Source organism: Enterococcus canintestini, assembly GCF_001885735.1.
Lineage (GTDB): Bacteria > Bacillota > Bacilli > Lactobacillales > Enterococcaceae > Enterococcus_C > Enterococcus_C canintestini.
This window is the reverse complement of the sequence record NZ_JXKG01000002.1, coordinates 16,966-40,545: the sequence shown is the minus strand read 5'-3', so window position 1 is coordinate 40,545 and position 23,580 is coordinate 16,966. Positions and strand designations below refer to the sequence as shown.

The 23,580-nt window shown below is 36.0% G+C and carries 25 protein-coding genes, 1 tRNA gene and 1 riboswitch; of the genes, 6 read left to right on the top strand and 20 right to left on the bottom strand.

Going from position 1 to position 23,580, the window contains the following annotated elements:
- Nucleotide 1: 1 nt before the first annotated feature.
- Together purS and purC are read right to left on the bottom strand one after the other, a co-directional pair.
- Nucleotides 2-256: a phosphoribosylformylglycinamidine synthase subunit PurS gene (gene purS / locus RU96_RS01690; protein WP_071863820.1), complete on the bottom strand. Its 255-nt coding sequence runs from the start codon at nt 254-256 to the stop codon at nt 2-4.
- A 1-nt stretch (nt 257) separates the two neighbouring features.
- Complete coding sequence (purC, locus tag RU96_RS01685) at nt 258-986, bottom strand: phosphoribosylaminoimidazolesuccinocarboxamide synthase (protein WP_071863819.1); 729 nt, start codon at nt 984-986, stop codon at nt 258-260.
- A 312-nt stretch (nt 987-1,298) separates the two neighbouring features.
- On the opposite strand from purC, the gene RU96_RS01680 reads away from it, so the two are divergent.
- Nucleotides 1,299-1,682 carry a hypothetical protein gene (locus tag RU96_RS01680; protein WP_071863818.1) on the top strand — a complete coding sequence of 128 codons (384 nt, stop codon included), beginning with the start codon at nt 1,299-1,301 and terminating at the stop codon, nt 1,680-1,682.
- Between the two features lie 149 nt (nt 1,683-1,831).
- Here RU96_RS01680 and purB read toward each other — a convergent pair whose 3' ends face one another.
- The 5 genes from purB to RU96_RS01655 all read right to left on the bottom strand — a co-directional run bounded on the left by purB (nt 1,832) and on the right by RU96_RS01655 (nt 6,964).
- Nucleotides 1,832-3,127: an adenylosuccinate lyase gene (purB, locus tag RU96_RS01675; protein WP_071863817.1), complete on the bottom strand. Its 1,296-nt coding sequence runs from the start codon at nt 3,125-3,127 to the stop codon at nt 1,832-1,834.
- Between the two features lie 62 nt (nt 3,128-3,189).
- The gene (gene purK / locus RU96_RS01670) at nt 3,190-4,320 is read right to left on the bottom strand and encodes a 5-(carboxyamino)imidazole ribonucleotide synthase (protein ID WP_071863816.1); all 1,131 of its coding nucleotides are present in this window, start codon (nt 4,318-4,320) and stop codon (nt 3,190-3,192) included.
- Nucleotides 4,304-4,792 (bottom strand): 5-(carboxyamino)imidazole ribonucleotide mutase, encoded by a 489-nt coding sequence (gene purE / locus RU96_RS01665; RefSeq protein ID WP_071863815.1) that lies wholly within the window; start codon nt 4,790-4,792, stop codon nt 4,304-4,306. The genes purK and purE overlap by 17 nt, the downstream gene beginning before the upstream one ends.
- Nucleotides 4,793-5,065: 273 nt before the next feature.
- Nucleotides 5,066-6,382: a nucleobase:cation symporter-2 family protein gene (locus RU96_RS01660; RefSeq protein ID WP_071863814.1), complete on the bottom strand. Its 1,317-nt coding sequence runs from the start codon at nt 6,380-6,382 to the stop codon at nt 5,066-5,068.
- On the bottom strand, nt 6,383-6,964 hold the full coding sequence (locus RU96_RS01655; RefSeq protein WP_071863813.1) for a xanthine phosphoribosyltransferase: 582 nt from the start codon (nt 6,962-6,964) through the stop codon (nt 6,383-6,385).
- An 88-nt stretch (nt 6,965-7,052) separates the two neighbouring features.
- Nucleotides 7,053-7,150, bottom strand: a riboswitch (purine riboswitch).
- A gap of 235 nt (nt 7,151-7,385) precedes the next feature.
- Here RU96_RS01655 and RU96_RS01650 point away from each other — a divergent pair.
- Complete coding sequence (locus RU96_RS01650) at nt 7,386-7,664, top strand: hypothetical protein (RefSeq protein ID WP_249024135.1); 279 nt, start codon at nt 7,386-7,388, stop codon at nt 7,662-7,664.
- Between the two features lie 85 nt (nt 7,665-7,749).
- On the opposite strand, the gene RU96_RS01645 is transcribed toward RU96_RS01650, so the two are convergent.
- From RU96_RS01645 to RU96_RS01630, 4 genes are read right to left on the bottom strand one after another with little or no spacing between them, the layout of a single operon-like run.
- Nucleotides 7,750-8,427, bottom strand: a complete 678-nt coding sequence (locus tag RU96_RS01645) for a beta/alpha barrel domain-containing protein (protein ID WP_071863811.1) — start codon at nt 8,425-8,427, stop codon at nt 7,750-7,752.
- 25 nt (nt 8,428-8,452) lie between these two features.
- A complete protein-coding gene (locus RU96_RS01640; RefSeq protein ID WP_071863810.1) occupies nt 8,453-9,073 on the bottom strand; it encodes a glycoside hydrolase family 73 protein in 621 nt (206 codons plus the stop codon).
- Nucleotides 9,063-9,875, bottom strand: a complete 813-nt coding sequence (locus tag RU96_RS01635; protein WP_071863809.1) for a M15 family metallopeptidase — start codon at nt 9,873-9,875, stop codon at nt 9,063-9,065. Before RU96_RS01635 ends, RU96_RS01640 begins: the two co-directional genes overlap by 11 nt.
- Nucleotides 9,876-9,910: 35 nt before the next feature.
- On the bottom strand, nt 9,911-10,423 hold the full coding sequence (locus tag RU96_RS01630; protein ID WP_071863808.1) for a hypothetical protein: 513 nt from the start codon (nt 10,421-10,423) through the stop codon (nt 9,911-9,913).
- A 115-nt stretch (nt 10,424-10,538) separates the two neighbouring features.
- Here RU96_RS01630 and RU96_RS01625 point away from each other — a divergent pair, with 115 nt between their 5' ends.
- A complete protein-coding gene (locus RU96_RS01625) occupies nt 10,539-11,483 on the top strand; it encodes a Gfo/Idh/MocA family protein (RefSeq protein ID WP_071863807.1) in 945 nt (314 codons plus the stop codon).
- 75 nt (nt 11,484-11,558) lie between these two features.
- On the opposite strand, the gene RU96_RS01620 is transcribed toward RU96_RS01625, so the two are convergent.
- A complete protein-coding gene (locus tag RU96_RS01620; protein WP_071863806.1) occupies nt 11,559-12,515 on the bottom strand; it encodes an aromatic acid exporter family protein in 957 nt (318 codons plus the stop codon).
- A gap of 129 nt (nt 12,516-12,644) precedes the next feature.
- On the opposite strand from RU96_RS01620, the gene RU96_RS01615 reads away from it, so the two are divergent.
- Nucleotides 12,645-13,250, top strand: a complete 606-nt coding sequence (locus RU96_RS01615; protein ID WP_071863805.1) for an FUSC family protein — start codon at nt 12,645-12,647, stop codon at nt 13,248-13,250.
- Between the two features lie 18 nt (nt 13,251-13,268).
- Here RU96_RS01615 and RU96_RS01610 read toward each other — a convergent pair whose 3' ends face one another.
- The 6 genes from RU96_RS01610 to RU96_RS01585 all read right to left on the bottom strand — a co-directional run bounded on the left by RU96_RS01610 (nt 13,269) and on the right by RU96_RS01585 (nt 21,390).
- Nucleotides 13,269-14,399 (bottom strand): sodium ion-translocating decarboxylase subunit beta, encoded by a 1,131-nt coding sequence (locus tag RU96_RS01610; protein ID WP_071863804.1) that lies wholly within the window; start codon nt 14,397-14,399, stop codon nt 13,269-13,271.
- Nucleotides 14,392-14,517, bottom strand: coding sequence for an OadG family transporter subunit (locus RU96_RS01605; RefSeq protein ID WP_071863803.1), 126 nt, complete (start codon nt 14,515-14,517; stop codon nt 14,392-14,394). The genes RU96_RS01610 and RU96_RS01605 overlap by 8 nt, the downstream gene beginning before the upstream one ends.
- Nucleotides 14,518-14,660: 143 nt before the next feature.
- The gene (locus RU96_RS01600; RefSeq protein ID WP_071863802.1) at nt 14,661-18,068 is read right to left on the bottom strand and encodes an ABC transporter permease; all 3,408 of its coding nucleotides are present in this window, start codon (nt 18,066-18,068) and stop codon (nt 14,661-14,663) included.
- Nucleotides 18,031-18,732, bottom strand: a complete 702-nt coding sequence (locus tag RU96_RS01595; protein ID WP_071863801.1) for an ABC transporter ATP-binding protein — start codon at nt 18,730-18,732, stop codon at nt 18,031-18,033. Before RU96_RS01595 ends, RU96_RS01600 begins: the two co-directional genes overlap by 38 nt.
- A gap of 600 nt (nt 18,733-19,332) precedes the next feature.
- Nucleotides 19,333-20,481 (bottom strand): N-acetylglucosamine-6-phosphate deacetylase, encoded by a 1,149-nt coding sequence (nagA, locus tag RU96_RS01590; protein ID WP_071863800.1) that lies wholly within the window; start codon nt 20,479-20,481, stop codon nt 19,333-19,335.
- A gap of 75 nt (nt 20,482-20,556) precedes the next feature.
- Nucleotides 20,557-21,390 (bottom strand): helix-turn-helix domain-containing protein, encoded by an 834-nt coding sequence (locus tag RU96_RS01585; RefSeq protein ID WP_071863799.1) that lies wholly within the window; start codon nt 21,388-21,390, stop codon nt 20,557-20,559.
- A gap of 129 nt (nt 21,391-21,519) precedes the next feature.
- Between RU96_RS01585 and RU96_RS01580 the strand changes: the two genes are divergently transcribed.
- Nucleotides 21,520-21,693: a DUF2187 domain-containing protein gene (locus RU96_RS01580; RefSeq protein WP_071863798.1), complete on the top strand. Its 174-nt coding sequence runs from the start codon at nt 21,520-21,522 to the stop codon at nt 21,691-21,693.
- 240 nt (nt 21,694-21,933) lie between these two features.
- Here RU96_RS01580 and RU96_RS01575 read toward each other — a convergent pair whose 3' ends face one another.
- Nucleotides 21,934-23,151, bottom strand: coding sequence for a pyridoxal phosphate-dependent aminotransferase (locus tag RU96_RS01575; protein ID WP_071863797.1), 1,218 nt, complete (start codon nt 23,149-23,151; stop codon nt 21,934-21,936).
- A 91-nt stretch (nt 23,152-23,242) separates the two neighbouring features.
- Nucleotides 23,243-23,398 carry a hypothetical protein gene (locus RU96_RS13000; RefSeq protein WP_169818337.1) on the bottom strand — a complete coding sequence of 52 codons (156 nt, stop codon included), beginning with the start codon at nt 23,396-23,398 and terminating at the stop codon, nt 23,243-23,245.
- 70 nt (nt 23,399-23,468) lie between these two features.
- On the opposite strand from RU96_RS13000, the gene RU96_RS01570 reads away from it, so the two are divergent.
- Nucleotides 23,469-23,552, top strand: a tRNA-Leu gene (locus tag RU96_RS01570).
- The last annotated feature ends 28 nt before the right edge of the window (nt 23,553-23,580 follow it).

Below are 23,580 nucleotides of genomic sequence, written 5' to 3'. Positions count from 1 at the left end.
ATTAGACTTCCTCCATTGCAGTAATTTCGTAACGATAAGTTTCCATGTTGACATTGGCTAATAATTTGTCACAAATATTTTCAATCATCTCTTCAACGGGATAATCACTTTTTGCTACCTTAATTTCAAAATATTTTCCAATCCGAATTTCATCGATTTCTTCATAACCCATCCGGTGAACTGCCCCTTTAACCGCTTCTCCTTGGGGATCTAAAACTGATTCTTTATATGTTACATAAACTTTTACGAAATACATGCTACTGCTCCTCTACTAAAAATTGATTTTCTAAACGCGATAATACTTCCTCATATACTGGAACCAAATCGCCTAAATCACGACGATAGATATCTTTATCTAAATGCTCATTGGTTGATAAATCCCACAAACGGCAGGTATCTGGTGAGATTTCATCAGCTAAAAGTAATTGACCGGTTTTGGTACGGCCAATTTCAATTTTAAAATCAATTAATTTAATTCCAATTTGTTCAAAAATTCGTTGCAACGCCACATTTACTTCTCGTGCCAAATGCTTGAGGTCGTTAATTTCTTTACCTGTAGCAAGTTTCAACAGTTTTACATGGTCATCATTAATAAATGGATCATCTAATGCATCTTCTTTGTAATAAAATTCTACAATTGGAAAATCTAAAGGCGTTCCTTCTTCAATTTGTAATCTTTTTGAAAAACTCCCAGCAGCAACATTGCGAACGACAACCTCTAGTGGAATAATTTCCACACCTTTGACTAGTTGTTCGGTTTTAGATACATTTTTAACAAAATGTGATGGAATCCCTTCGCTTTTTAGTTGTTCAAAAATTAAGCTAGTAATTTGATTGTTTAAAGCACCTTTCCCAGCTACTCTATCCTTTTTCACACCATTTAAAGCTGTCGCTTGATCCAAATACTCTACCCAAAAAACATCTGGATTATCAGTAGCGTAAAGTTTTTTTGCTTTACCGGCATAGCGTAATTCCTTCTTTTGCATTTCGCACCTCGTTTTATTGACATTAAATTGAACAAACAATGAAATCGTTCGTGTTTAACTTGTACTTATTTTAACAACTGATAAAATCAAGGTCAATATTTTTCAGGATATTTAATGATTAAAACGAATATATTGTTCGTGTTTAACCTTAAAACACATGATTTCTTTTTTAGTTTTCCCATTGTCTTTTTTTTAATAAATTTTATTTAAATTTTATAATTTAGACTAGTATTTGATGAAGCGTTTACAACAAAACAAAAAAGTGATATAGTACTTTTAGATTCATTGATAGGATTTTTAGGGGGCTTATGGATGGAAAGTGACAATCAGGTAATTGCCAATTTTTTAGATTCGCTTACTTTTGATGATAGACGTCGTTTATTTAATGACTTGTTAGCAGTAGAAGAAGTTTACCAACTGAATAAGAACACTTCTTTTTACACTTTTCGCAAAGTAAAACAAGCTTCAAAACGCCAAGTGGACTGCCGTAAACGAATATTTCGTTATCAAAACAGTCACAACGAAGAATTAATTATTGAACAAATTCACGAGCAACGCTTTTTTAAAAACCATTACACTTTTAAAGTGTTTTTCAATTTAGAAGAGTATAATTTTTCTTTAGTGGAGACTTTACTTGCGATCCTTCGTGATGAAAGATTGCGCCACTATACACAACCAAAAGTTGCCTTTATTTAAAGTAGTTGTGATAAAAGTTCCTTCTAACACAACGTTTAATCGAAAAAGGCGGTATGACATTTTTTGTCATACCGCCTTTTTTACTGCCACAAACTTTTTATCTACAAAAAAAGAAGCCTTAGCATTATCGCCACGACTTCTTTTAATCTTTATTCTAAACCTACTCGCTTAAAGATTGCATCAACATTTTTAAGGTGATAGTGGTAATCAAAAGCATCATCTAAATCCGCTTTAGTCAAAATTGACGTGATTTTATCGTCTTCTTCTAATAAAGGTCTAAAACTTGTTTGGTGATCCCAAGCAAAAGCTGTTTTTGGTTGTACCAAATCATAAGCTTCTTCTCTTGTCATACCTTTATCAATTAATTTTAACATCACCCGTTGACTATAAATTAAGCCAAAAGTTGCGTCCATGTTGCGTTTCATGTTTTCCGGAAAAACAGTCAAATTTTTAACAATATTACCAAAACGATTCAACATATAATCTAATAAAATTGTCGTATCTGGTACGATAATACGCTCAGCAGAGGAATGTGAAATATCACGTTCATGCCATAATGGAACATTTTCATAAGCAGTTAGCATATGTCCTCTAACAACCCGCGCTAAACCACACATATTTTCTGAACCAATTGGATTACGTTTGTGAGGCATTGCCGAAGAGCCTTTCTGCCCTTTAGCAAAATATTCCTCTACTTCTCTTGTTTCGGATTTTTGTAAGCTACGAATTTCTGTAGCAAAACGTTCGATACTAGTGGCAATTAATCCCAGTGCTGCAAAGTACTCCGCATGTAAATCTCGTGGCAGCACTTGCGTAGAAATTTCTTGGGGACGAATTCCTAAATTTTCACAAACGAATTCTTCAATAAAAGGTGGAATATTCGCAAAAGTTCCAACTGCACCGGAAATTTTACCTGCTTCTACCCCTTTTGCCGCATGTTCAAAACGTTCGATGTTACGTTTCATTTCTGAATACCAAGTAGCTAATTTCAAGCCAAAAGTTGTTGGTTCGGCATGAACACCATGAGTACGTCCCATACAAACTGTATTTTTATGTTCTCTGGCTTTATTGCCAATGATTTCTAAGAAATTTTGTAAGTCTTGACGTAGAATATCGTTGGCTTGTTTTAATAAATAGCCATAAGCAGTATCAACAACATCGGTACTGGTTAATCCGTAATGGACCCATTTGCGCTCTGATCCTAAACTTTCAGAAACCGCACGGGTAAAAGCTACGACGTCGTGGCGCGTTTGTTCTTCAATTTCTAAAATACGATCAATATCAAATTTTGCGTTCTCGCGAATTTTTTTAACGTCTTCTTTGGGAATTTCTCCTAGTTCTGCCCAAGCTTCATCGGCTAAAATTTCAACTTCTAACCAGGCTTGATAACGATTTTGATCAGTCCAAATTGCACCCATTTCCGGGCGTGTGTAACGTTCTAACATGCAATAGCTCCTCGCTTATTTTAAATTTGAAAAAAATAGTTTCATCATACTAAAAAATACGACTAATCCCAAATATTTGTTTGATAGATTTCTTCTAATGTGGCATAGATGTCTTCTGTTGTAATGGTAATGTGTCCCATCTTACGCCCGGGCTTGGCCTGCGCTTTGCCGTAATAGTGAAATTGCCAGTTTGGCTTTCTAGCAATTAAATCATATGTTTCTTGCAACTCATCGCCTAAAATATTGACCATAACTGCATCGCTTAGTAATTTCACTTCTCCTAAAGGCCAACCGCAAATCCCACGAATATGAGCATCAAATTGACTTTGGTTACATGCTTCAATGGAATAATGTCCTGAATTATGCGGACGCGGTGCAAGTTCATTGACATAGATACTGCCAGTCTTGGTCAAAAACATCTCAATCGCTAACACTCCACGTAAATCCAGAGCTTTAGCAATCACCTTAGCAATTCGTTGAGCTTCTTCTACTACTTCTGGTGCGACTCTAGCCGGTGCAATAGTTTCATGTAAGATATTATGGCGATGAATATTTTCTACTACTGGAAACACCATAAACTCCCCGCTGCCATTTCCTGCTACCATGACAGATATTTCTTTTTCAAAAGGAATCCAAGCTTCCAGCTCACAAGTGCCAGAACGTAGCAAATTCATTGAAGGTGCTAAGTCTGCAGTACTATACAAAACGTATTGTCCTTTACCATCATAACCACCACGAGTTGTTTTTAAGACACAAGGATAACCAATACTATCAATGGCATCTTGAATATCTGTTGGACTAATAATTGTTTCATACGGTGCAATCACAATATTATTTTCTTCCAAGAAAGCTTTCTCCATTAACCGATCTTGTGTGATTGCTAAAAGATCAGTTCCTTGAGGGACATTAGCACTATAAATAATGGCATTTAAGGCATCAACACTCACATTTTCAAACTCATACGTAATTACATCACAGCGTCGAGCCATTTCTTCTAAAGCAAATACATCGTCATACGCTGCCACAATATGCCAATCTGCTACTTGTGCAGTTGGACAATCAGCAGCAGGATCTAAAACGCCGACGCGAAAACCCATTTCTTTTGCGCTAATGGTCATCATCCGACCTAATTGTCCACCACCCACAATGCCAATTACAGCGCCTGGTAATAAAGGCTTAACCAAGTTGATCACTACTTTCCATCACAATATCACGCATTTTTTCTCGCTTATTAGCTAATTTTTGCGCTATGTCTAAATCATACATGGAAAGCATCTGTGCCGCAAGTAGTCCGGCATTGGTTGCACCAGCTTGTCCAATTGCAGTCGTAGCTACTGGAATTCCACCAGGCATTTGTACAATTGAAAGCAGCGAATCTAAACCATTTAATGTTCGGGATTTAACTGGAACACCAATCACCGGTAATGTAGTTTTTGCTGCCACCATCCCCGGCAAATGAGCAGCACCACCTGCACCAGCGATAATTACTTTTAACCCGTTATCTCTTGCGTTTTCTGCAAATTCAAACATTAAATCTGGTGTTCTATGTGCAGAGACAACTTGCTTTATATAGCTAATTCCTAGCTCATCTAATTGTTCGCATGCGTACTTCATCGTTTCCCAATCTGACACGCTTCCCATAATAACTGCAACTTGTGGTTTCATGTTTTGCTCCTTTACAATTAACTTGTTATTATTGTAGCAAGTTAAAATTTAGCTGTAAATATTTACTCGAATATTAAACATACAAATTATAAATTCGTTCGTGTTTTAAACAAACATGCCGAACAACTTATTTTTCTCGTTGTCTTAGATAGATTTGTTCATAAAACGCAATGCTAAAATATTAATACCTTAATCTTATTTCTTACAAAAATTCAATAATTTCTTTAAAGACAAAAAAAGCAAATGACATCATTTGACGTCATTTGCACATTTTTATTTCGTTTCACTAACTGCATTAGTTAAAGTTGTTTCTTTATCATCTTTTAAACCATTAAAAATCAAATTTAAAAGAATGGCAGTTAAACTACTCATCACAATCCCGTTACCGGTAAACATTTGCAATGTTTCTGGTAATTGACTGAACAATTGAGGCATCAAATTAAAACCTAAGCCAAAACTAAGTGAAACAGCGATTACTAATAAATTCTTATCATTATTAAAATCAACTTTGGCTAACATTTTCATTCCTTGGACAGCTACCATACCAAACATCACTAACATCCCACCGCCTAATACTGGCTCAGGAATAATTTGTGCAATCGCACCAATCTTAGGAAATAGACCTAAAATAATTAAAAAGATAGCGGAAAAATAAATCGGTTTTTTGGTTTTAATTCCTGATAATTGCACCAAGCCCACATTTTGAGAAAAGCCTGTGTAAGGAAATGTATTGAAAATTCCGCCTAGAATAACAGCTAATCCTTCTGCACGATACCCGCGCTTTAAATCATCTTCATTGATTGCTTGACCAGTAATATCACCAAGGGCAAAGTAAACGCCAGTAGATTCCACCATACTTACAATCGAGATGATAATCATAAGTAAAATAGACCACACATCAAACGTAGGTTTCCCAAAATAAAAAGGTTGTGGAATATGGAAAACAGGTGCGTGACCAATGGCAGCAAAATCAACCATCCCCATCAAGTAAGCTAAAAGAGTCCCCCCAACAAGTCCTACTAATACAGAAATTGAACGTAAAAATCCTTTAGCAAAAACTTGAATCCCGATAATTAATAAAATCGTGACAAAAGCTAAAATCAATTGATTAGGTTCGCCAAAGTTTTGCGCTGTAGCGTCACCACCACCCATTTTCGTAATAGCGACTGGAATTAAAGTTAAACCAATAACCGTAATAACCGTTCCTGTCACAAGTGAAGGAAATAACTTTTTGATCTTTGAAAAAAAGCCCGCGATTAAAACAACAAAAATACCAGAAGCAATAATTGAACCATAAATGGCACCAACACCTGATTTACTTCCAATTAAAATTAAAGGGGCAACGGCTTGAATCGCACAACCTAGTACGACTGGTAAACCAATCCCAAAAAATTTCGTGACCGTTAATTGTAACAATGTGGCAATCCCACACATAAAAATGTCAATAGAAATTAAATATGTCATTTGTGTTTCGTTAAAACCTAAACCAGTCCCAATTAAAAGTGGTACTGCTACTGCACCGGCGTACATTGCAAGTAAGTGTTGCAACCCTAAAACAGCTGCTTTTCCGTTTTGTGTCTGCTTATCCAATTAAGCATCCTCCTCGATAAATTCTACTTCACCTGCTTTTAATGATGCAATTCGGGCTAAAGAAACAACTTTAATCCCCATGTCTTCTAAAAGTTCTCGGCCATCTTGGAATGATTTTTCAATCACAATCCCGATTCCTTCTACATGAGCACCAGCTTGTTGACAAAGTTCAATCAAGCCCTTAGCCGCTTGGCCATTAGCCAAAAAGTCATCAATTAATAATACATTGTCGTTTTCAGTCAAAAATTTCTTAGAAATCGAAACAGTACTCGTCACCTGTTTAGTAAAAGAATAAACTTGCGCAGTCAAAAGTTCTTCGTTCATTGTTAAACTTTTAGACTTTCTAGCAAAAACTAAGGGAACCCCTAATTCTTGCGCAGTATAAAGCGCAGGAGCAATGCCAGAAGCTTCAATCGTGACAACTTTTGTGATATTAGCCGCTTGGAATACTTGGGCAAAGCGTTTGCCAATCTCCTCCATTAAGACCGGGTCAACTTGGTGGGTCACAAAACTATCCACTTTTAAAACACCGTCACCTAACACACGTCCGTCTTCTTTGATTCTTGCAACTAATTCTTTCATAATTACACTGCTCCTTTTTAAATTTTCATCTTTACTGCCAAACTAGCAAAAAAAGACGCTTTTTGCCAGTCTAAGCAAAAAAAGCGCCTTACGCACGTTTTTTGCTTATAGTCCAGTATTTACGGTACTGGGTAGAGACTGTCGACCAGATTACGACGATATATAAGCAGGTATGTATCTTACTGCGTCTTGCGCAATAAATTATGTATTGGAGTATAACACCTCATTTGAAAACTAGCAACCAATTTTCGTGAAAGTATGACAATTTTTGTAAGCTTTTTTCAAAAACTAGCATTTCCCCTTTAATAACACGCGGCAACACGAGACAGTCATTTCATTTTTATGCCCCTTACTTTTTTACTGGCGCTACTTTTTAAAAAATTATGCTACTATAACGTTAAAGTAAAAAGTAGAAGGTGTCATGATGCAAGCAAAAGAATTGGTTACTATTTTAGCGACTATGCCACAAAAAAAAGAGCACTACCAGCTTTATCTTGGTGAGCAACCAGTCACCAATTTAAAAATAGACGCAGCAGACGATTTTGTTTTTAGCGCTGAAAATAGGCAACCTGCCCTTACGTTACAAACTATTTTAGTTTTACTGATGACCAATAAAAGTCGTGAACTTTATTATTTGAAAGACAATCAAAAACGGAAAGTTTATGGTATGAAAGAAAAAGACAAAAAAATTATTTTATAAATAATTCGACTATTTTTTTGCCGTTTCACATAAAATTACACAAAAAATAGTCTGGCGTTATTGCATGATAACACCAGACTATCTTTTATTCTTTCTCTATTTCCATTTGACGATAATGTTCCATCTTACGGCTAAATAACTCGCCATTAGAAGGCGGCGTATACGTGATAGCATTTGCGCCAGCTTCAATTGTCTCTAAGATACTCTCTTCAGTAGGTCCACCTGTAGCAATAATCGGTAAATCGGGGTAGTTTTCACGGAAATGCCGAACAGTAGCGGCCGTTTCTTTGCCAGCGCTAATGTTTATGACCTTAACGCCAACTGCGAGTTTTTCATCAATTGGTGTCAATTTAGAAGTAACCGTACTTACTACCGGAATATCGACGACCCGACAAACCATTTTAACAGTATCTACCGAAGTCGGTGCATTTAAAACAACCCCAATCGATCCTTGGGCTTCGGCAAACATCGACATATAAGTTGAACGCTCCCCTTGGGTTAGCCCGCCTCCAACGCCAGAAAAAACTGGAATATCTGCAGCTTCAATGATTGATTTGGTGATTGCCGGATGTGGTGTAAAAGGATAAACTGCAATTACAGCATCCGCATCAGTATTGCGAATAATCGCAATATCGGTGGTAAAGATGATGGAACGCACCCGCCGACCAAAAATTTGAATCCCTGTTGCTTCACGAATAATTTTAGGAACGCGAACGATATCTTTCCGTAATTCGGTCGAAATTTTTGGCATTTTTTGCTCCATAAAAACACTCCTTTCATGCTAGAGATTATACGTCATATTGCATTAAATTATATTCCTCTATCATAGTTATAATTTTATCAGCATATTGCGGATCTGTCGCATATCCCGCCTCTTGTAGCGCTTTAGCTGCTTCTTTATAATTATTGGCTAACAATACTTTTTCATATTTTTTTGGATCCCAATTCACACCATTAACAAAAAGCATAGTATGATCATCCATTGAAGCCTGCCAAGAATCATAAACTTTAAATTCCCCTTTTATTGTAATATATTGCTCATCTACAAATTCTTGGGTATCTAATTTCACTTTAGGTACATCACCATAAGCTTTAATTCCAAATAAATTTTTATATTCACTAGCCAATTGACTTTGACCAAAATTCGATTCTAGTGCAGCCTGCCCCAATATAATACTTGGTAAAACACCATATCCTTTTTGTAGTTCTTTGGCATGAGGAGCCAATTGCTCAATAAAATTTTTACGAAGTTTATCTTCATCGGTTACTTGTGCCACTTGGGTTGAAGTAACGGGTTGACTGAGTTGCCGAATTGAAAAAACAAAAGCCGCTAAAATAAGTAAAAATCCAGCTAAAATTGCTGGGAAGCCGGCTTTTTTACGTTTACGATATTTTCTTTTAATGCTCATACCCCTCCCACTTTTCTAACTGGGTCAAATACTCTTCCAATGTTAAATCATGCGTAGTAATATACTGGGCGCTTTCTACCCCTACATAACGCAAATGCCAAGGTTCATAAGTGATTTTTGTAATGTTTTCTTTTCCAGCAGGATAGCGCACAATAAAGCCAAAGCGGCTGGCGTTTTTTTGTAACCACTGAGCACCAGGTTGTTTACTGTAGCTTTCGTCTAAAATCATATCCGGATTAGATGAGAGCCACTTTTCATCGACTACATCAACTGCTAACCCAGTATGATGCTCACTATAACCCGGTTCTGTCATAGTTAATTTTGCTTTTTTAATTGCAGCTTCTTGTCCTAAATGATCTTGACTTTCTAATTGGCTAACCCGTTCATTAAAAACTTGTTTTTGATAAGCAACCGAGCGATATGAGGAAACCAAATGGAGATTAATATTTGCTTTTTTTGCAGCGGCTTTTAACGCTTCATAACTTGTTGCGATTCTTTTATCTACCATATGACCATCAGCTAAGATGGTAAGTTGATCTTCTGATATTTCTTGTTTTATTTTATGATCGGGACTAACCAGTACTAAGCGCCAATCATTACTTTTTATTTGGGGTAAATCCTTTGGTCGCATATCACTTGAAGAGTCGGAAACTGCTTGTGTACTTGCTGTGCTTGACGTCAGCGTAGTCGCTGTGGATGATGCAGTTGAACCGGAATTATTTTTTGGATAATCATCAAAAAATATAAAGAAAGCAGCCACAGCTACCATCAAAATCGTAGCTGCTCCGATTATTTTATTCAAAAATCTAAAACGCTCCTTTAATAACTATTGAATAACTATTGGTTGTAGGTTTCTTCTAAGTTTTCACTTACCCACGCTAACAGACCAACTTTTTCTTGCTGTAGTTGTTGCTGAATTTTTGCCGGGAGACGAAAACTTAAAATATCATCAAAACCCCACTCATCATACGTAATAAAGACACGCAAATCAAGTAACTGCTGATTACGATTGTCTTCAGTATGTTGAATGACTTCGACATCGGCTAAGTGTTTTTGCAACCATGTTTGGGCAATTTTGGTTTTTAAGCGTCTATATTCACTCACAGCTTGTGTCCTTTTTTCTGGGAAGATAATCGTTTGCCGCAACACTTTTTGCATCAGCATCCACTCATAATCACTAAATAAGTTCTTAATTTTTTGATTTTGTTCGGGTAACAAAGTGCCATTACCACTTTTCCATTTTTCCCAAGTGATTTCATCACTATTTAAAACATTTTGATAAAATGTTGTCTCAGACGTATATTGTTCCTTAATTGTTTGTAGTAAAATTGCAATATAAACTTCGTGCATAATAGATCCTCCTCTTGTCTATTTTACTTTATTTTTTTGGATATAATAGTTTTATCCCCATAACTTTCTTATTTTTTAAAAGATTGCTAAACTAAATTTAAAGGAGCTGATAGTATTGAAAAATTATAAATGGGGTATTGCCGGAACCGGTGGTATTGCCCACGAATTTGCATCAAATTTTAACGGAAAACAAAGTAGCTTAGCAGCTGTTGCTTCACGTACCTCAAAAAAAGCAGCTGAATTCGCCCAACGTTATGAAATTCCTGCTAGTTATGGCACTTATGAAGAGATGCTAACAAGTGATATAGATATTGTTTATGTCGCTGTACCTAATGCTGCCCATTACAACTATATTAAAAAAGCGTTATTAGCTGACAAACACGTTTTATGTGAAAAGGCCATCACCATGAATTTAGCCGAGCTAGAAGATGTCATGAAAATCGCGACAGAAAAAAATTTAATCTTGCAAGAAGCTATGACGATTTTTAATATGCCATTATACGATGAGCTGACCCGCTTAATTGATCAAAATAAACTAGGTAAATTAAAAATGATTCAAGCGCCTTTTGGTAGCTATAAAGAGCCTGATCCTAAGAATCGTTTCTTTAATCCTGATTTAGCCGGCGGTGCTTTATTGGATATTGGGACCTATGCAGTTTCTTTTGCCCGTTATTTTTTATCCAGTGCACCAAAAGTAATCGCTTCGACCATGGTTCCTTTTGAAACTGGTGTTGATGAGCAATCTGTTACTATTTTGCGCACACAAGAAAATGAATTAGCAACTGTCAGTCTAGCTTTTCAAGCTAAAATGCCCAAAGTCGGCATTGTCGCTTTTGAAAATGGCTATCTAGAAATTCCCGATTATCCACGAGCAGCAAAAGCAACCTTAACTTATACTGATGGCAGCAAAGAGACCATCATTAGCGGAGCAAGTGAAGCTGCTTTTCAATATGAAATTGATAATTTCACAGCTACAATTGAAGGCCAACCCAATAAGTCGCTCTTTTTAACCCACGATGTCATTCGTATTTTGGACCAAATGCAAAAGGATTGGGCTTAAACGCTTAATTACCAACTTGATTTAAAAATAAGTCACCATAAGCAGTGAAACAAATTGCGAATGTTTCACTGCTTTTTAGTTTTCTAATTTGCGACTAAATTCAGCTTTTGTTTCAATAAAGCTAGTAAATAACTGTAAAAATTGAAATAATCGGGCCCGATTTTCAAACTCTGAGCGATTTTTAGGCAGTGGGCTTGCTTCATAATTTTGACTAATGGCTTTGATTAATGCCAATAGCTCTTGTCCGTCATTATCATAGCCAAATGTTTTTGCTGTCGTTTGTAACAAATAGCGCATATCCGCTAAATACTCTTCTTCTACTTCAATTTGATCAAGTAATTGAATCATATCTCTTAAAATCAACACTTGACCACGGCGCATGGTAAAGTAAGTCGCAAAGGAAGAATCTTCTTGAAACCACCGATTTTGCTGATGACGTTTTGCTTTAACTTGAGCTTGTGCTAAATAATCACCTAAGACAGCACAGGTTTGACGAGCCTTACTCGCAGCACTTGGAGTGTTTAGCCCATTGGCTAGTTGTCCCAACAACTTTTTAAACATCACCTCAACAATTGCCTGTTCTTCTTTTAATGTCTTGCCAATATCTGGCATATACAAATTAGCAAGGAGTGCTAACCCAACACCTAAACTCATGAGTAAAAATTCATTAGTAATTAGTTGCCACGCAAAAGAATTTTCGGATAAATAATGCGTAACTAAAACAGAGTTGACAACAATGCCATCTTCTAACCTAAAATAAACTGATACCGGAATAAAAAGTAATAAAAAAACACCAAAAGCAAACGGATTAAACCCTAACAAATTGAAACAAAAAAATGAAATGATTGTGGCGATAATTAAAGATACCACGCGATAAAAAGCTGTTAGTAAAGTAGCCTTTTTAGTGTTACCGACACTTAAAACCGCAATAATCCCTGCTGCTGGTGCATATAGTAAATTTAATGATTGCGCAAAAAACATTGCCAGACTAGCAGCTAATACCGTTTTAATCGTACGTAATCCAATTTTCATAAGTACCTCCTTTAGTTTTAGTTTACTGATTTGACAGCGAACTGGCAATATTAAAAGATTTTAGTTATCATATTAATAGAGAGTAAAAAATACCTGCTACGGTGAAAAAATTAGAATAGGAGCAAAAAGATGCACTTAGGACGTTTTCGGATCGGAATGCGAACGATGAAGACAGCATTAGCTGTTATGATTTGTATTTTCCTTTTTCATTTTATTAATCGTGGACAGCCGTTGATTGCAGCATTAGCAGCAGTTTTTGCACTGCGCCAAGACTTAACGACCACTGTATCTTTTGGTAAATCGCGGGTTTTAGGCAATTCGATTGGTGGTATCGCTGCGATTTTATACTTTTTTATCAAGCAATATTTCCACCACGATTTCCTCGTAGAACTGATTGCTTTACCGATTTTTGTAGCATTAGTAATCATTATTTCTGATGGCATCAACAATAATTCAGGAATTATTTCAGCTATTGCCACGATGCTCTTAATCACGTTAAGTGTGACGGAAAGTCAATCTGTTTATTTTGCCATCGATCGGGTCTTGGATACTTTTATTGGGACTTTTATTGCCCTTGCCATTAACTTTATCCTACGACCTCCCACGAATGAAAAAGAAAAAGAAATCGCTGAAGACCTCGTTGAACTAAAACAAAAAGAAGAAAAACTGCATTTTATGCTAGCAGAAGTCCAAGCTGAAATTAAACGGAAAGATAAAAAAGGAGATGGCCATTAATGGTCACCTCCTTTTTTATTAACCAAAATAGGCTAGTAACGTCCCCGCTGCAACAGCAGAACCAATGATTCCAGCTACATTTGGTCCCATCGCATGCATGAGCAAATAGTTTGTTGGATCATTTTTTAACCCTTCTTTGTGAACAACTCGGGCTGCCATCGGTACAGCTGATACCCCAGCCGCACCAATCATCGGATTTACTTGTCCTTTAGTTAATTTACACATTAACTTCCCAAATAAAACCCCAGCTGCTGTGCCGATCGCAAAAGCAAATAAACCTAAAACAATAATTTTTATTGTTTCCACCGATAAAAAAATATCAGCTTCTGCTTTTGCTCCAACTGTCAGTCCCAGTAAAATGGTAATAATATACATCATTGCATTTTGCAACGTTTCTGTTAATTTTGGTACCACTTGTGATTCACGAATCAAATTACCTAACATTAAACAACCAATTAAAGTGGTCGCCGCTGGTACTACTAATGCAACAAAAATCGTCGTAAAAATAGGAAAAACAATACGTTCTTTTTTGGTGACTGTTCGCTGCATCTGCATTTTAATTTTACGCTCTTTTTCCGTAGTTAATGCATTAATAATCGGCGGTTGAATAAGAGGCACTAGCGCCATATAGGAATACGCAGCAATCGCAATTACTGATAACAAATGTGGTGCCAATCTAGTAGTTAGATAAATGGCAGTCGGACCATCTGCCCCGCCGATAATTCCAGTTGCCGCTGCTTCTGGACCGGTCATGCCTAAAAGAATTGCACCGAAAAAAGCGGCGAAAATGCCAAATTGAGCGGCTGCGCCTAAAAGTAACGTTTTAGGATTTGCAATTAAAGGGCCAAAATCCGTTGAGGCACCTAAACATAAAAAGATTAACGGTGGATAAATTCCCAAATTAGTTCCTTGATAGAGGTAGTATAAAAGACCACCTGGTTCTGTCGCAGTCGGACTGGCAAAAATACCAGTTAAAGGTAAATTTACTAACAAAATACCAAAAGAAATCGGCAACAATAAATACGGTTCATATTCTTTAAAAATGGCTAAATACAAAAAGATAATCGCAATTATAATCATAATGAAATGTTTACCTGTCATACCGGCAAAACCAGATGTTTCTAACATGTTTTGAATAATCTCAGTCATCTTTCATCTCCTTAAAAATTTTTTTAAATAGCAGTAACGCTCCCCATAGCGCTGCCAAGATAAAAAAGACAAACACCATGGACACAAGTGTAATCATCCCCGCTTCTACTAGTGACATCTTAAACCTCCTTTGTTTTATCGTTACTTTAATTGTAACAAAACCCCTTCTGAAGACAAAACGAAAACGGATACAAATAGAACAAAAAAATCAAACCACTAGTCTTTTATTTTTCAATTACACTAGTGGTTTGACCTTACCCATTATTCATTTGACTTTAACGCTTCAATCATATCGACATTTTTTAGTTTAAAATAAACAAAAATGCCCACAATAATCGAAAAGAAAATTGTAATGAGACTTGCATACAAATAACTCAACGGTTGAATCGTAGGCGAAAACATCACCATATCCAATTCGACTGTTTTTAATACAAAATCGTGTTCAATTTTACCTAATAAAAGACCAGCTAAAATTCCTAGGATCGTTAAAATAATATTTTCGCGATAAATATACATTGTTAATTCATTATCATAAAAACCTAAAACTTTAATGGTAGATAATTCACGAATACGTTCTGAGATATTGATGTTGTTTAAATTATACAACACAATAAAGGCTAATAAACCAGCAGAGATAATCAAGACCCACACGACAATTGTCAAAGCTTGCGTGGTATCATCTAAGGCATTTAAAGAATCAGATAAAAAGCTGACATTGACAATCCCAGTATTTTCCATCAATTTTTCTGCGACATCTTTTTCCTGACTACTACTCAAATCTTTTTTAAAGAGTAAAAAAGCTGCATTATAACTTGGTGCTTTTTGGAAAACTTGTTCATAATAATCAGGTGTCAAGTAAGCAAAATGACCAGTATAATTTTCTGCGATGCCGGTAACTTTGACTGGATAAGTTTGTTTGTCATTATCTTTTAAATTAATTGTATCGCCAATTTTCACATCAAAAAGCTGGGCTAATTTTTCATTAATAACCGCACCATTATTTTGCAAAGAATATTCTCGTTTACTTTGGCGATTATTTAATAAAACAAATTCAGCCAAATCTTTAGGATCTTTTGGCACATAGACGCTAACATCTTGTGGTGTTTTGCCGTGACCGGAAAGTGTTAATGTTTCCGTTGCAATTGGCATATTAGCTTTGTATCGATTTAACTGTTTTACTTCTTTTTCATAACGTGCTTGCGCATTTTGATCTTCGTCACTAAAAGAAACGACCGCTTGATAGTGCCATAACTTTTCAAATTGTAAAGGGATAATATCTGTAATCGAATCCCGCAAACCAAAACCGGTTACAATCATCGCTGTACAACCTGCAATTCCCACTACTGTCATTAACATTCGCAATTTATAACGGAATAAATTACGCAAAGTTACCTTTTGATTAAAATTAAGCCGCCGCCAAAGCGGTTTAATATTTTCTAACCATACCCGCTTCCCAGCCTTAGGTGCTTTAGGGCGCAGTAATGTCGCTGGTGGTGCAATTAAATCAAAGCGCACCGTCAACATCGCCACACCTACCGTACAAATTAAGCCGACCACAATTCCAATGATTGTGTAATTTAAATACCACGGCGTCACAAATGAAGGTAAATTGTAAAGTTGTCCATAGGCTTTAATGATAATACTAGGAAATAGTTTAAAACCAACCACTAATCCTAATAGCGAACCAATAATTCCCGCCAATAAAGCATAAATAAAGAATTTTAGCGCAATTTCATGGTTACGATATCCTAGTGCTTTAAAAGTACCAATTTCTCCTCTTTTTTCCTCAACCATTCGCGTCATAGTCGTTAGACTAACTAAAGCTGCAATTAAATAAAAAATCAGTGGAAAAACAGTGGCTAGTGACGTAATACGATCAGCATTTTGCTTATATTCGGTATAACCTGGATTATCATCACGATTACTAAAAATATATTCTGCTGGTTTTAACGCTGCTAAACGCTTTTGTTCATTTTTCAATTGTAATTCCGCATCTAAAAGTTTCGGCATATTTGCACTAGTCTGCTCTTGGAATGCAGCCAACTGTGTTTTATATTCTTCTTCACTAGCATTAATCTTTGCTTCTGCTTCTTTTAATGCCGTTGCCGCTTTTTCACTCGCTTTGGTTAATTCCTCTTTAGCTGTTTGTAATTCAGTAGCCTTTTGATCAAGAGTTTCTTTTGTTTGGGCTAGTTGTGTCGCTGTTGTTTGTAAAGTGCGCTCTTTTGCTTCAATTTCACTTAGATCAAGATTTGTCGCGGCCTCACTTTGTTTTAATTGCTCTAATTGCGTCTTTAAATCACTCAATTCATGAGTCAAATCTTTTACAGCTACAGCCACTTCTTCACTGGTAGTATTTTCTTCATCCCAGTTTTTCACAGTATTAATAAGCGCGTCATCGCCGACTTTTTCGGCTAACTGTATCAACGTATTTTTTTGTTCGTCGATAAGTCCCCCAAGCTCTTCTTCATCAACCATTAATGCTTCAAATTGCTTTTGTAAATTATTTCCACTGGCAATTTTTTCTTCTGTTTGCTGAATTTTTTCTTTCGTTTGGCTATTAGTAGGTGCCATAGCAGCTTTTCGTTGATCTGCCACTTCTGCTTGTTCGTTTGTTAATTTTTCTACTTGTTCATTGTAGGTGATTTCCGCTTGTTTTAACTCTTCTTCTTGTTGTGTTAAAGCTGTTTGTTTTGTTTTTGCTTCTGTTTGGCTCGCTTCTTTTTGAGCTGCTAATTTAGCCTTGGCTGCTTTAATTTCAGCTTGCGCTTTTTCTAACTTTGCTTCACCGTCGTCTAAACTTTTTTCACCACTTGCGATTTCATTTTGAACTTTTTTTAGCTGTGTTTGTGCTTTTTCTTTTACTTCTTGTAATCGCAACTGCGGACGATTTGCTAGTTTTGCCCGTAAACTTTTCATTCCTTTGTCTGTTGACTTTTCATACGCATCAGAATAAGCAGTCTGCCCTTTAGTATCTTTAAATTGCACTAAAATACGGCTATAGGCAGACAAATTTAAATCAGCTTCATTAATAACAGCAAAATAATCAATGGTCCCGCTGCCAACATTTGTATTGCCCCTTTTAATATTTTCAATATATTCTGGGCTGTTCACAAAGCCGACTACTTTAAACTCGCGTTTTTTTAGCTGTTGCTTTTTATCATCATCAACTGCTATTGTGAATTTATCACCAATGCGATAATCTTTGTTGTAGTCAGCTAAACTATCGAGGGCAATTTCCCCACTTTTTTTGGGTAGACGACCTTTTACTATATGATAATGATTTAATTTTTGGTCACTATTATAACCAAAAAAGCGCAATACTTGATTTTTATCACTCAAATTTAAGTCAAGTAAGTACTCTGCTTGTGCTTGTGCAACTTGATTATCTTCATTTATTAATGCTAAATCAGTGTTTGATAAACCTAATGTTGAAACAATTGTCGCGTCAGCTAGGTGTTGGCGATCATAGTAGTCATCACCAGAAGTAACCATATCCGGTCCAGTTGCCCCAATACCGACAAAAAAAGCGGTTCCCAAAAAGATAATGCCTAAAATCGATAAAAAGCGGGCCGGAGAATTACGAATTTCACGAATACTGGTTTTTAATAATGCCTTTTTCACTGCTTCATCACCACGCAATCTCTTCAACAGCAAGTGGATTTTCATTTAAAGTGATGCTTCTAACCTTGGCATCGTTTATTTTAATTACTCGGTCAGCCATTGGCGCAATCGCGGAATTATGGGTAATAATAATGACAGTTGTACCAAATTTTGTCGCAGTCTCTTTTAAAATTTCTAAAATCTGTTTTCCCGTTTCATAATCCAATGCTCCCGTTGGCTCATCACAAAGTAAAATTTTAGGTTTTTTTGCCAATGCACGGGCAATTGTTACCCGTTGTTGTTCACCACCTGATAATTGGGAGGGAAAATTGTTCATTCGTTTTCCTAGACCAACCTGTAACAACACTTCTTCAGCATCCATGGCATCTGGTACAATTTGAGCAGCCAACTCAACATTTTCTTTTGCCGTTAAATTAGGAACTAAGTTATAAAATTGAAAGACAAAGCCGACATCATTGCGCCGGTAACCGGTTAATTGTTTGTTATTAAAACGAGCGATATCTACCCCATCCACTGTCACTTGGCCACTATCGCACGTATCCATACCACCTAAAATGTTTAAAACTGTCGATTTTCCCGCGCCACTGGGTCCTAAAATAACAGCAACCTCTCCTTTTTCAACACTGAAGGTAATCTTGTCATTGGCAATGATTTCAGTATCTCCCATTTGATACTTTTTCACCTCATTAAATACTTCAATATAACTCATAAAAATTAGCTCCCTTAAATAAATTCTCGTTAAATTAAGTTTAACATAAGATATTTTTTTAACAAAAATTCTACCGCCAAAAAACTCTTTTTTCGAAAAATAACGCACGAGCAATAAGAAAAGCTAAAGGCAGCGGGTAGCTCTTTGGAAAAATCTCAGAAATTCGTCTTCTGGTGCTCTTTACCAGAAACTAATTTTTGAATTTTTCCCGAAGAGTTGTTGCCTGTGCTAGATCAAAAGAAAAGCAAAATGAACTCGCCCAGCTCTCAAGCAATAAGATGAATTTTAATAAATTGCCTTCCAAATTTCTTTAAATTTCAGCTTATTACCGTAGAGAGTTCGTTTGTGTGCTAGACAACAAGAAAAGCTAAACAAACGCGTTTAACTCTTTAGCATTAAGGAAAAATGGTATGAAATTGTTCCTCAAATTTCTTGGCATTTCGACTTAATGCCGACAAGAGTTCGTTTGTGTGCTAGACAATAAGAAAAGCTAAACAAACATACCGCTATATAAAGGTATAATCTATGAAAATCAGATTATTTTCTATCAAAAAAAACGACAGACTAATTTGTCTGTCGTCAAAATTTATAAATAAAATTTTATGCTTCGTAGCGTTTTTCACCATCTAAATAAGTAGCCGCTAAGGTCATATCAGGATTTAAGACGATAAAGTCAGCATCGCGACCATTTCGAATTAAGCCACATTTATCATCAATTTTACAGCTGACAGCTGGAACCCAAGTCGCCATCATGATTGCTTCTTCAGGGGTGGCAATTTCCCAGTCCACAACGTTTTTAATTGCTTCTTTTAGTTTTAAAATACTACCAGCTAAATTGCCTTCTTTCATGCGAGCAGTACCATCTTTTACAACCACTGGAAATTCACCTAATACATAATCACCATCAGGCATCCCACCGGCCATCATACAGTCAGTAATTAAAGCAACATGATCATGACCTGCTTTTTCCATTAAAATTTCTGCCGCTTGCGGATGAACATGGTGTCCATCACAAATTAATTCTGAAAATACATGTTGTAAGCTAAGTAGTGCTCCGACCATCCCTGGTTCACGATGGTTTAAGCCGCGCATACCGTTATAAGCATGTACAAACACACTAGCACCAGCTTCTACAGCTTCTGTTGCTTCTTCTAAAGTTGCATTACTGTGACCTAAAGCTACCACAACACCTTCTTGGGTTACTTGATTAACAAATTCTTTAACCCCTTTTCTTTCTGGTGCTAAAGCAATCTTTTTAATCAAGCCACCAGAAGCTTCTTGCCATTCGTGGAAAGTGTCAATATCTGGATCACCAAAATAAGAAGGATTTTGAGCACCTTTATGTTCTTCGGTAAAGAAAGGTCCTTCAAAATAAATGCCTTGGATTTTAGCTCCTTTAATTTCTTGATAGGTGTCACCAATTGTTTTGGCAACATCTTTTAATAATTCTTTAGTTGAAGTTAATGTGGTTGGTAGATAAGAAGTTACCCCACATTCCAACAATCCTTCAGACATAATTTTTAGACCTTCAGCGTTATTGTCCATAACGTCTTGATTTTTATATCCATGAATATGTGTATCTACAAGACCTGGAGCAATCCATTGCCCACTATGATCCACTACATTAGCATCTTTTTCTGGTAATTCAGTATAATAATTACCAAATTTGCCGTTAATAATTTCTAAATAGCCAGCAGGTTTAGTATCAGAGTTTAAGAAAAATTTGTCAGCATAAATAAATGTTCGCATTTAAATCGCTCCTTTGATTTACTAACTTAAAATTACTCCTTCTTTTCGTAGAAGTCAAGAAAGGTCTAAACCATTTTAGAGATTTGTAATACGTTGGACAGAGTTTGATATTTTAAAATATTTCTCACCATGCTCTTTTTTTCCTAGTGCTTTGTAAATCAAACCTTTAAGCTGAAAGAGTTCTTCTAAATAATAATAACTTTTTTGTTTTCGGACCATTTCAGCACCGCTTTTCACCACCGCAAGAGCTTCTTCGTAACGCTTCTCTTGATATAAAAATAAGCTGAAATTATAAAAAACTTTTGCTAGGCGACAATCAATCCGCTCTTTTGGCAATGTCTCAAACAGTTCCATACTATAAGCAAGGTTATCCTCGCCTTCTTTTTTTTGACCTAAGTCAGTCTGAACCCGACCAATACAAGAAATCAATTGGATTTCATTAGAAGAAATATAGTGTTTATCTGCTTGAAAGGTATAGGAAAGCCCTTGTTTTAAATGCTGAAGTGCTAATTCTAGATCACGCCCTAAAAAGTATTCACAGCTACCTAAATAGTAATAATACAATTGTAAATCTGTGTCTAAATACAACTGATCCAAGATAGCGGGCTGCTTTAATAAGTCAGCGAGCTCCGTGTATTCTTTATGAAAAAAATGATATGCCATTTGATTGAGTAATTGGTTTACCTTTTGAATTTCTTCAGAATGTAACGTCATGACCTGATCAATTGTCACGCCTAGACGTTCACACAGATTCTGCATTACCAAGACATTTGGTAACTCCTCATCATTTTCAATTCGACTTAAAACGCTTTGAGAGCAAATATTTTGTGATAACATTTTTTGTGTTAATTTGCGCTCTTTACGAATTTGTTTTAACACATGACCAAACGAAACAGTTTCCTTTTTCATTTTAATGCCTCCAATTATGTGAATTAGCATTACCCTTTTTGTTAATTTTATCACATAATACCTCAAAAGGTATTACCGAAAAAGAACAACTTTTTCTCAATAATTGAAAAAAATCAGGAGGAAATTGAGATGGAACAAGCTTCAAATATAATTTTTAAATGGCAAAATGAACAGTTTTACGGCTGGGTTGAAAAAGAATATCGAAATTCATTTCTGATCAATGTGACAAATCCTAATAAAGAGTTAATTACAAAATACGCAAAACGAATTATCATCAGTAAAAAAGTCTGTGAATGGCTTTAAAATGGTTTTAAAAAGTACCCCTATTACTACATACTTAACACTTTCACTTCACTAGCTTCTATAAAAGAATTCTTTCTTTTTTCCCTACATAATCCGCAATTTCAGCCTAACTTTTAGTTCGAAAAGTTAGGCTGAAATTGCTTTACTAAAATCCAATTATTAAAAGATAGCTAAAAAATAGAGAAGAAAGTGCGATAAAATTCTTGTCACACCTCCTTCTCTATTAAATTACCACAGATTTTATTTTTGTTGATAAGTGGCCAAAAATTCTCGTAATTTTTCAGCCGTAAATTTTAAATCATCCATTTTCGGTAAATAAACAATACGGAAATGATCTGGTTTTTGCCAGTTAAATCCACCACCATGAACGAGTAATATTTTATGCTCATGTAAAAAGTCTAAAACGAATTGTTCATCATTGGTGATATTAAACCGCTTGCTATCAATTTTAGGGAAAATATAAAAAGCAGCTTTCGGTTTTACAGCGGAAAGTCCAGGAATATCATTTAACGCATTGTAAATATATTCTCGTTGTTCATAAATTCGACCACCAGGTAATAAAAGTTCATCACTGCTTTGGTAACCACCTAAAGCTGTTTGAATAATTTGTTGGGATAATACATTTGAACACAAACGCATCGAAGATAACATATTTAACCCTTCGATGTAGTCTTTAACGCCTTTTTTATCACCGCTCAATACCATCCAGCCGACCCGAAACCCCGCTACACGATGCGATTTTGACAGCCCATTTAATGTGACAACAAAGCGATCAGGTGCTAATGTCGCAATCGGAATATGGGTTAAGCCATCCATCACCAAACGGTCATAAATTTCATCAGAAAAAATAATTAAATCAAACTCCCGCGCTAATTCAACGATTCCTTCTAATATTTCCTTAGGATAAAGTGCGCCGGTCGGATTATTCGGATTAATTACGACAATGGCTTTTGTTTTGCTCGTAATTTTAGCTCGCATATCAGTTAAATCAGGATACCATTCACTTTCTTCATCACAAATATAATGAACCGGTTTGCCACCAGCTAAAGAAACAGAGGCAGTCCACAATGGATAGTCTGGTGAAGGAACCAAGACTTCATCCCCGTCGTTACATAAACCTTGCATACACATAGTAATCAATTCACTAACACCATTACCAGTATAAATATCATTAATCGTTACATTGGGAAAGCCTTTTAACTGACAGTACTGCTCGATTGCTTTTCGAGCCGAAAAGATACCTTTGGAATCAGAATAGCCCTCTGAAGAACGAACGTTCATAATTAAGTCTCTGACGATTTCATCGGGGGCTTCAAAGCCAAAGGGTGCGGGATTGCCAGTGTTTAATTTTAAAATGCTAACTCCTTCTTCTTGCATACGTTCGGCTTCTTCTAACACCGGCCCACGCACATCATAGCTAACACCTTCTAATTTATTTGATTTCTCAAAGTGTTTCATAACATCGCCCCTTTTTTAATGGATTGTTGTAATTACTTTACTTTTTTATCCTTTAAAAAGCAATCTTTCCTATGATTTTTTCGTAAAACTTTTAATTTTTTTGCCGATAAAAATTAATGACGATATCAATGAAAATACTCGCTACTATCCCTAAGAAAATACCAGCTAACACGTTGTCACAAATTAAACCAATAAGAAGTCCTAATAAAATAGTTGGGAAAAGATAAGTACCATCTGATTTTTTCATTGTCTCCTCACATTTCTTGTCTTCATCTTGACAAAGGATTTTTTTCTAAGGTATCATAAGTTGTTGTCTTGCAGAAGTGTTGGAATTGGCAGACAAGCAAGATTGAGGGTCTTGTGAGCGTAAGCTCGTGCGGGTTCGAGTCCCGTCTTCTGCATTACGCGTTTTTTTAGTTTTTTACAGAT

What these genes read in the sequence shown, in the direction of transcription:
- RU96_RS01615 (WP_071863805.1), top strand. Translation starts at nt 12,645, where the DNA reads ATGCACTTAGGACGTTTTCGGATCGGAATGCGAACGATGAAGACAGCA.
- RU96_RS01575 (WP_071863797.1), bottom strand. Translation starts at nt 23,151, where the DNA reads ATGAAACACTTTGAGAAATCAAATAAATTAGAAGGTGTTAGCTATGAT.
- RU96_RS01630 (WP_071863808.1), bottom strand. Translation starts at nt 10,423, where the DNA reads ATGCACGAAGTTTATATTGCAATTTTACTACAAACAATTAAGGAACAA.
- RU96_RS01680 (WP_071863818.1), top strand. Translation starts at nt 1,299, where the DNA reads ATGGAAAGTGACAATCAGGTAATTGCCAATTTTTTAGATTCGCTTACT.
- RU96_RS01605 (WP_071863803.1), bottom strand. Translation starts at nt 14,517, where the DNA reads ATGTCACTAGTAGAAGCGGGGATGATTACACTTGTGTCCATGGTGTTT.
- RU96_RS01610 (WP_071863804.1), bottom strand. Translation starts at nt 14,399, where the DNA reads ATGACTGAGATTATTCAAAACATGTTAGAAACATCTGGTTTTGCCGGT.
- purS (WP_071863820.1), bottom strand. Translation starts at nt 256, where the DNA reads ATGTATTTCGTAAAAGTTTATGTAACATATAAAGAATCAGTTTTAGAT.
- RU96_RS13000 (WP_169818337.1), bottom strand. Translation starts at nt 23,398, where the DNA reads ATGAAAAAATCAGATGGTACTTATCTTTTCCCAACTATTTTATTAGGA.
- RU96_RS01580 (WP_071863798.1), top strand. Translation starts at nt 21,520, where the DNA reads ATGGAACAAGCTTCAAATATAATTTTTAAATGGCAAAATGAACAGTTT.
- RU96_RS01600 (WP_071863802.1), bottom strand. Translation starts at nt 18,068, where the DNA reads ATGAAAATCCACTTGCTGTTGAAGAGATTGCGTGGTGATGAAGCAGTG.
- RU96_RS01640 (WP_071863810.1), bottom strand. Translation starts at nt 9,073, where the DNA reads ATGAGCATTAAAAGAAAATATCGTAAACGTAAAAAAGCCGGCTTCCCA.
- RU96_RS01645 (WP_071863811.1), bottom strand. Translation starts at nt 8,427, where the DNA reads ATGGAGCAAAAAATGCCAAAAATTTCGACCGAATTACGGAAAGATATC.
- RU96_RS01620 (WP_071863806.1), bottom strand. Translation starts at nt 12,515, where the DNA reads ATGAAAATTGGATTACGTACGATTAAAACGGTATTAGCTGCTAGTCTG.
- RU96_RS01595 (WP_071863801.1), bottom strand. Translation starts at nt 18,732, where the DNA reads ATGAGTTATATTGAAGTATTTAATGAGGTGAAAAAGTATCAAATGGGA.
- RU96_RS01655 (WP_071863813.1), bottom strand. Translation starts at nt 6,964, where the DNA reads ATGAAAGAATTAGTTGCAAGAATCAAAGAAGACGGACGTGTGTTAGGT.
- nagA (WP_071863800.1), bottom strand. Translation starts at nt 20,481, where the DNA reads ATGCGAACATTTATTTATGCTGACAAATTTTTCTTAAACTCTGATACT.
- purE (WP_071863815.1), bottom strand. Translation starts at nt 4,792, where the DNA reads ATGAAACCACAAGTTGCAGTTATTATGGGAAGCGTGTCAGATTGGGAA.
- purC (WP_071863819.1), bottom strand. Translation starts at nt 986, where the DNA reads ATGCAAAAGAAGGAATTACGCTATGCCGGTAAAGCAAAAAAACTTTAC.
- RU96_RS01650 (WP_249024135.1), top strand. Translation starts at nt 7,386, where the DNA reads ATGATGCAAGCAAAAGAATTGGTTACTATTTTAGCGACTATGCCACAA.
- purB (WP_071863817.1), bottom strand. Translation starts at nt 3,127, where the DNA reads ATGTTAGAACGTTACACACGCCCGGAAATGGGTGCAATTTGGACTGAT.
- RU96_RS01585 (WP_071863799.1), bottom strand. Translation starts at nt 21,390, where the DNA reads ATGAAAAAGGAAACTGTTTCGTTTGGTCATGTGTTAAAACAAATTCGT.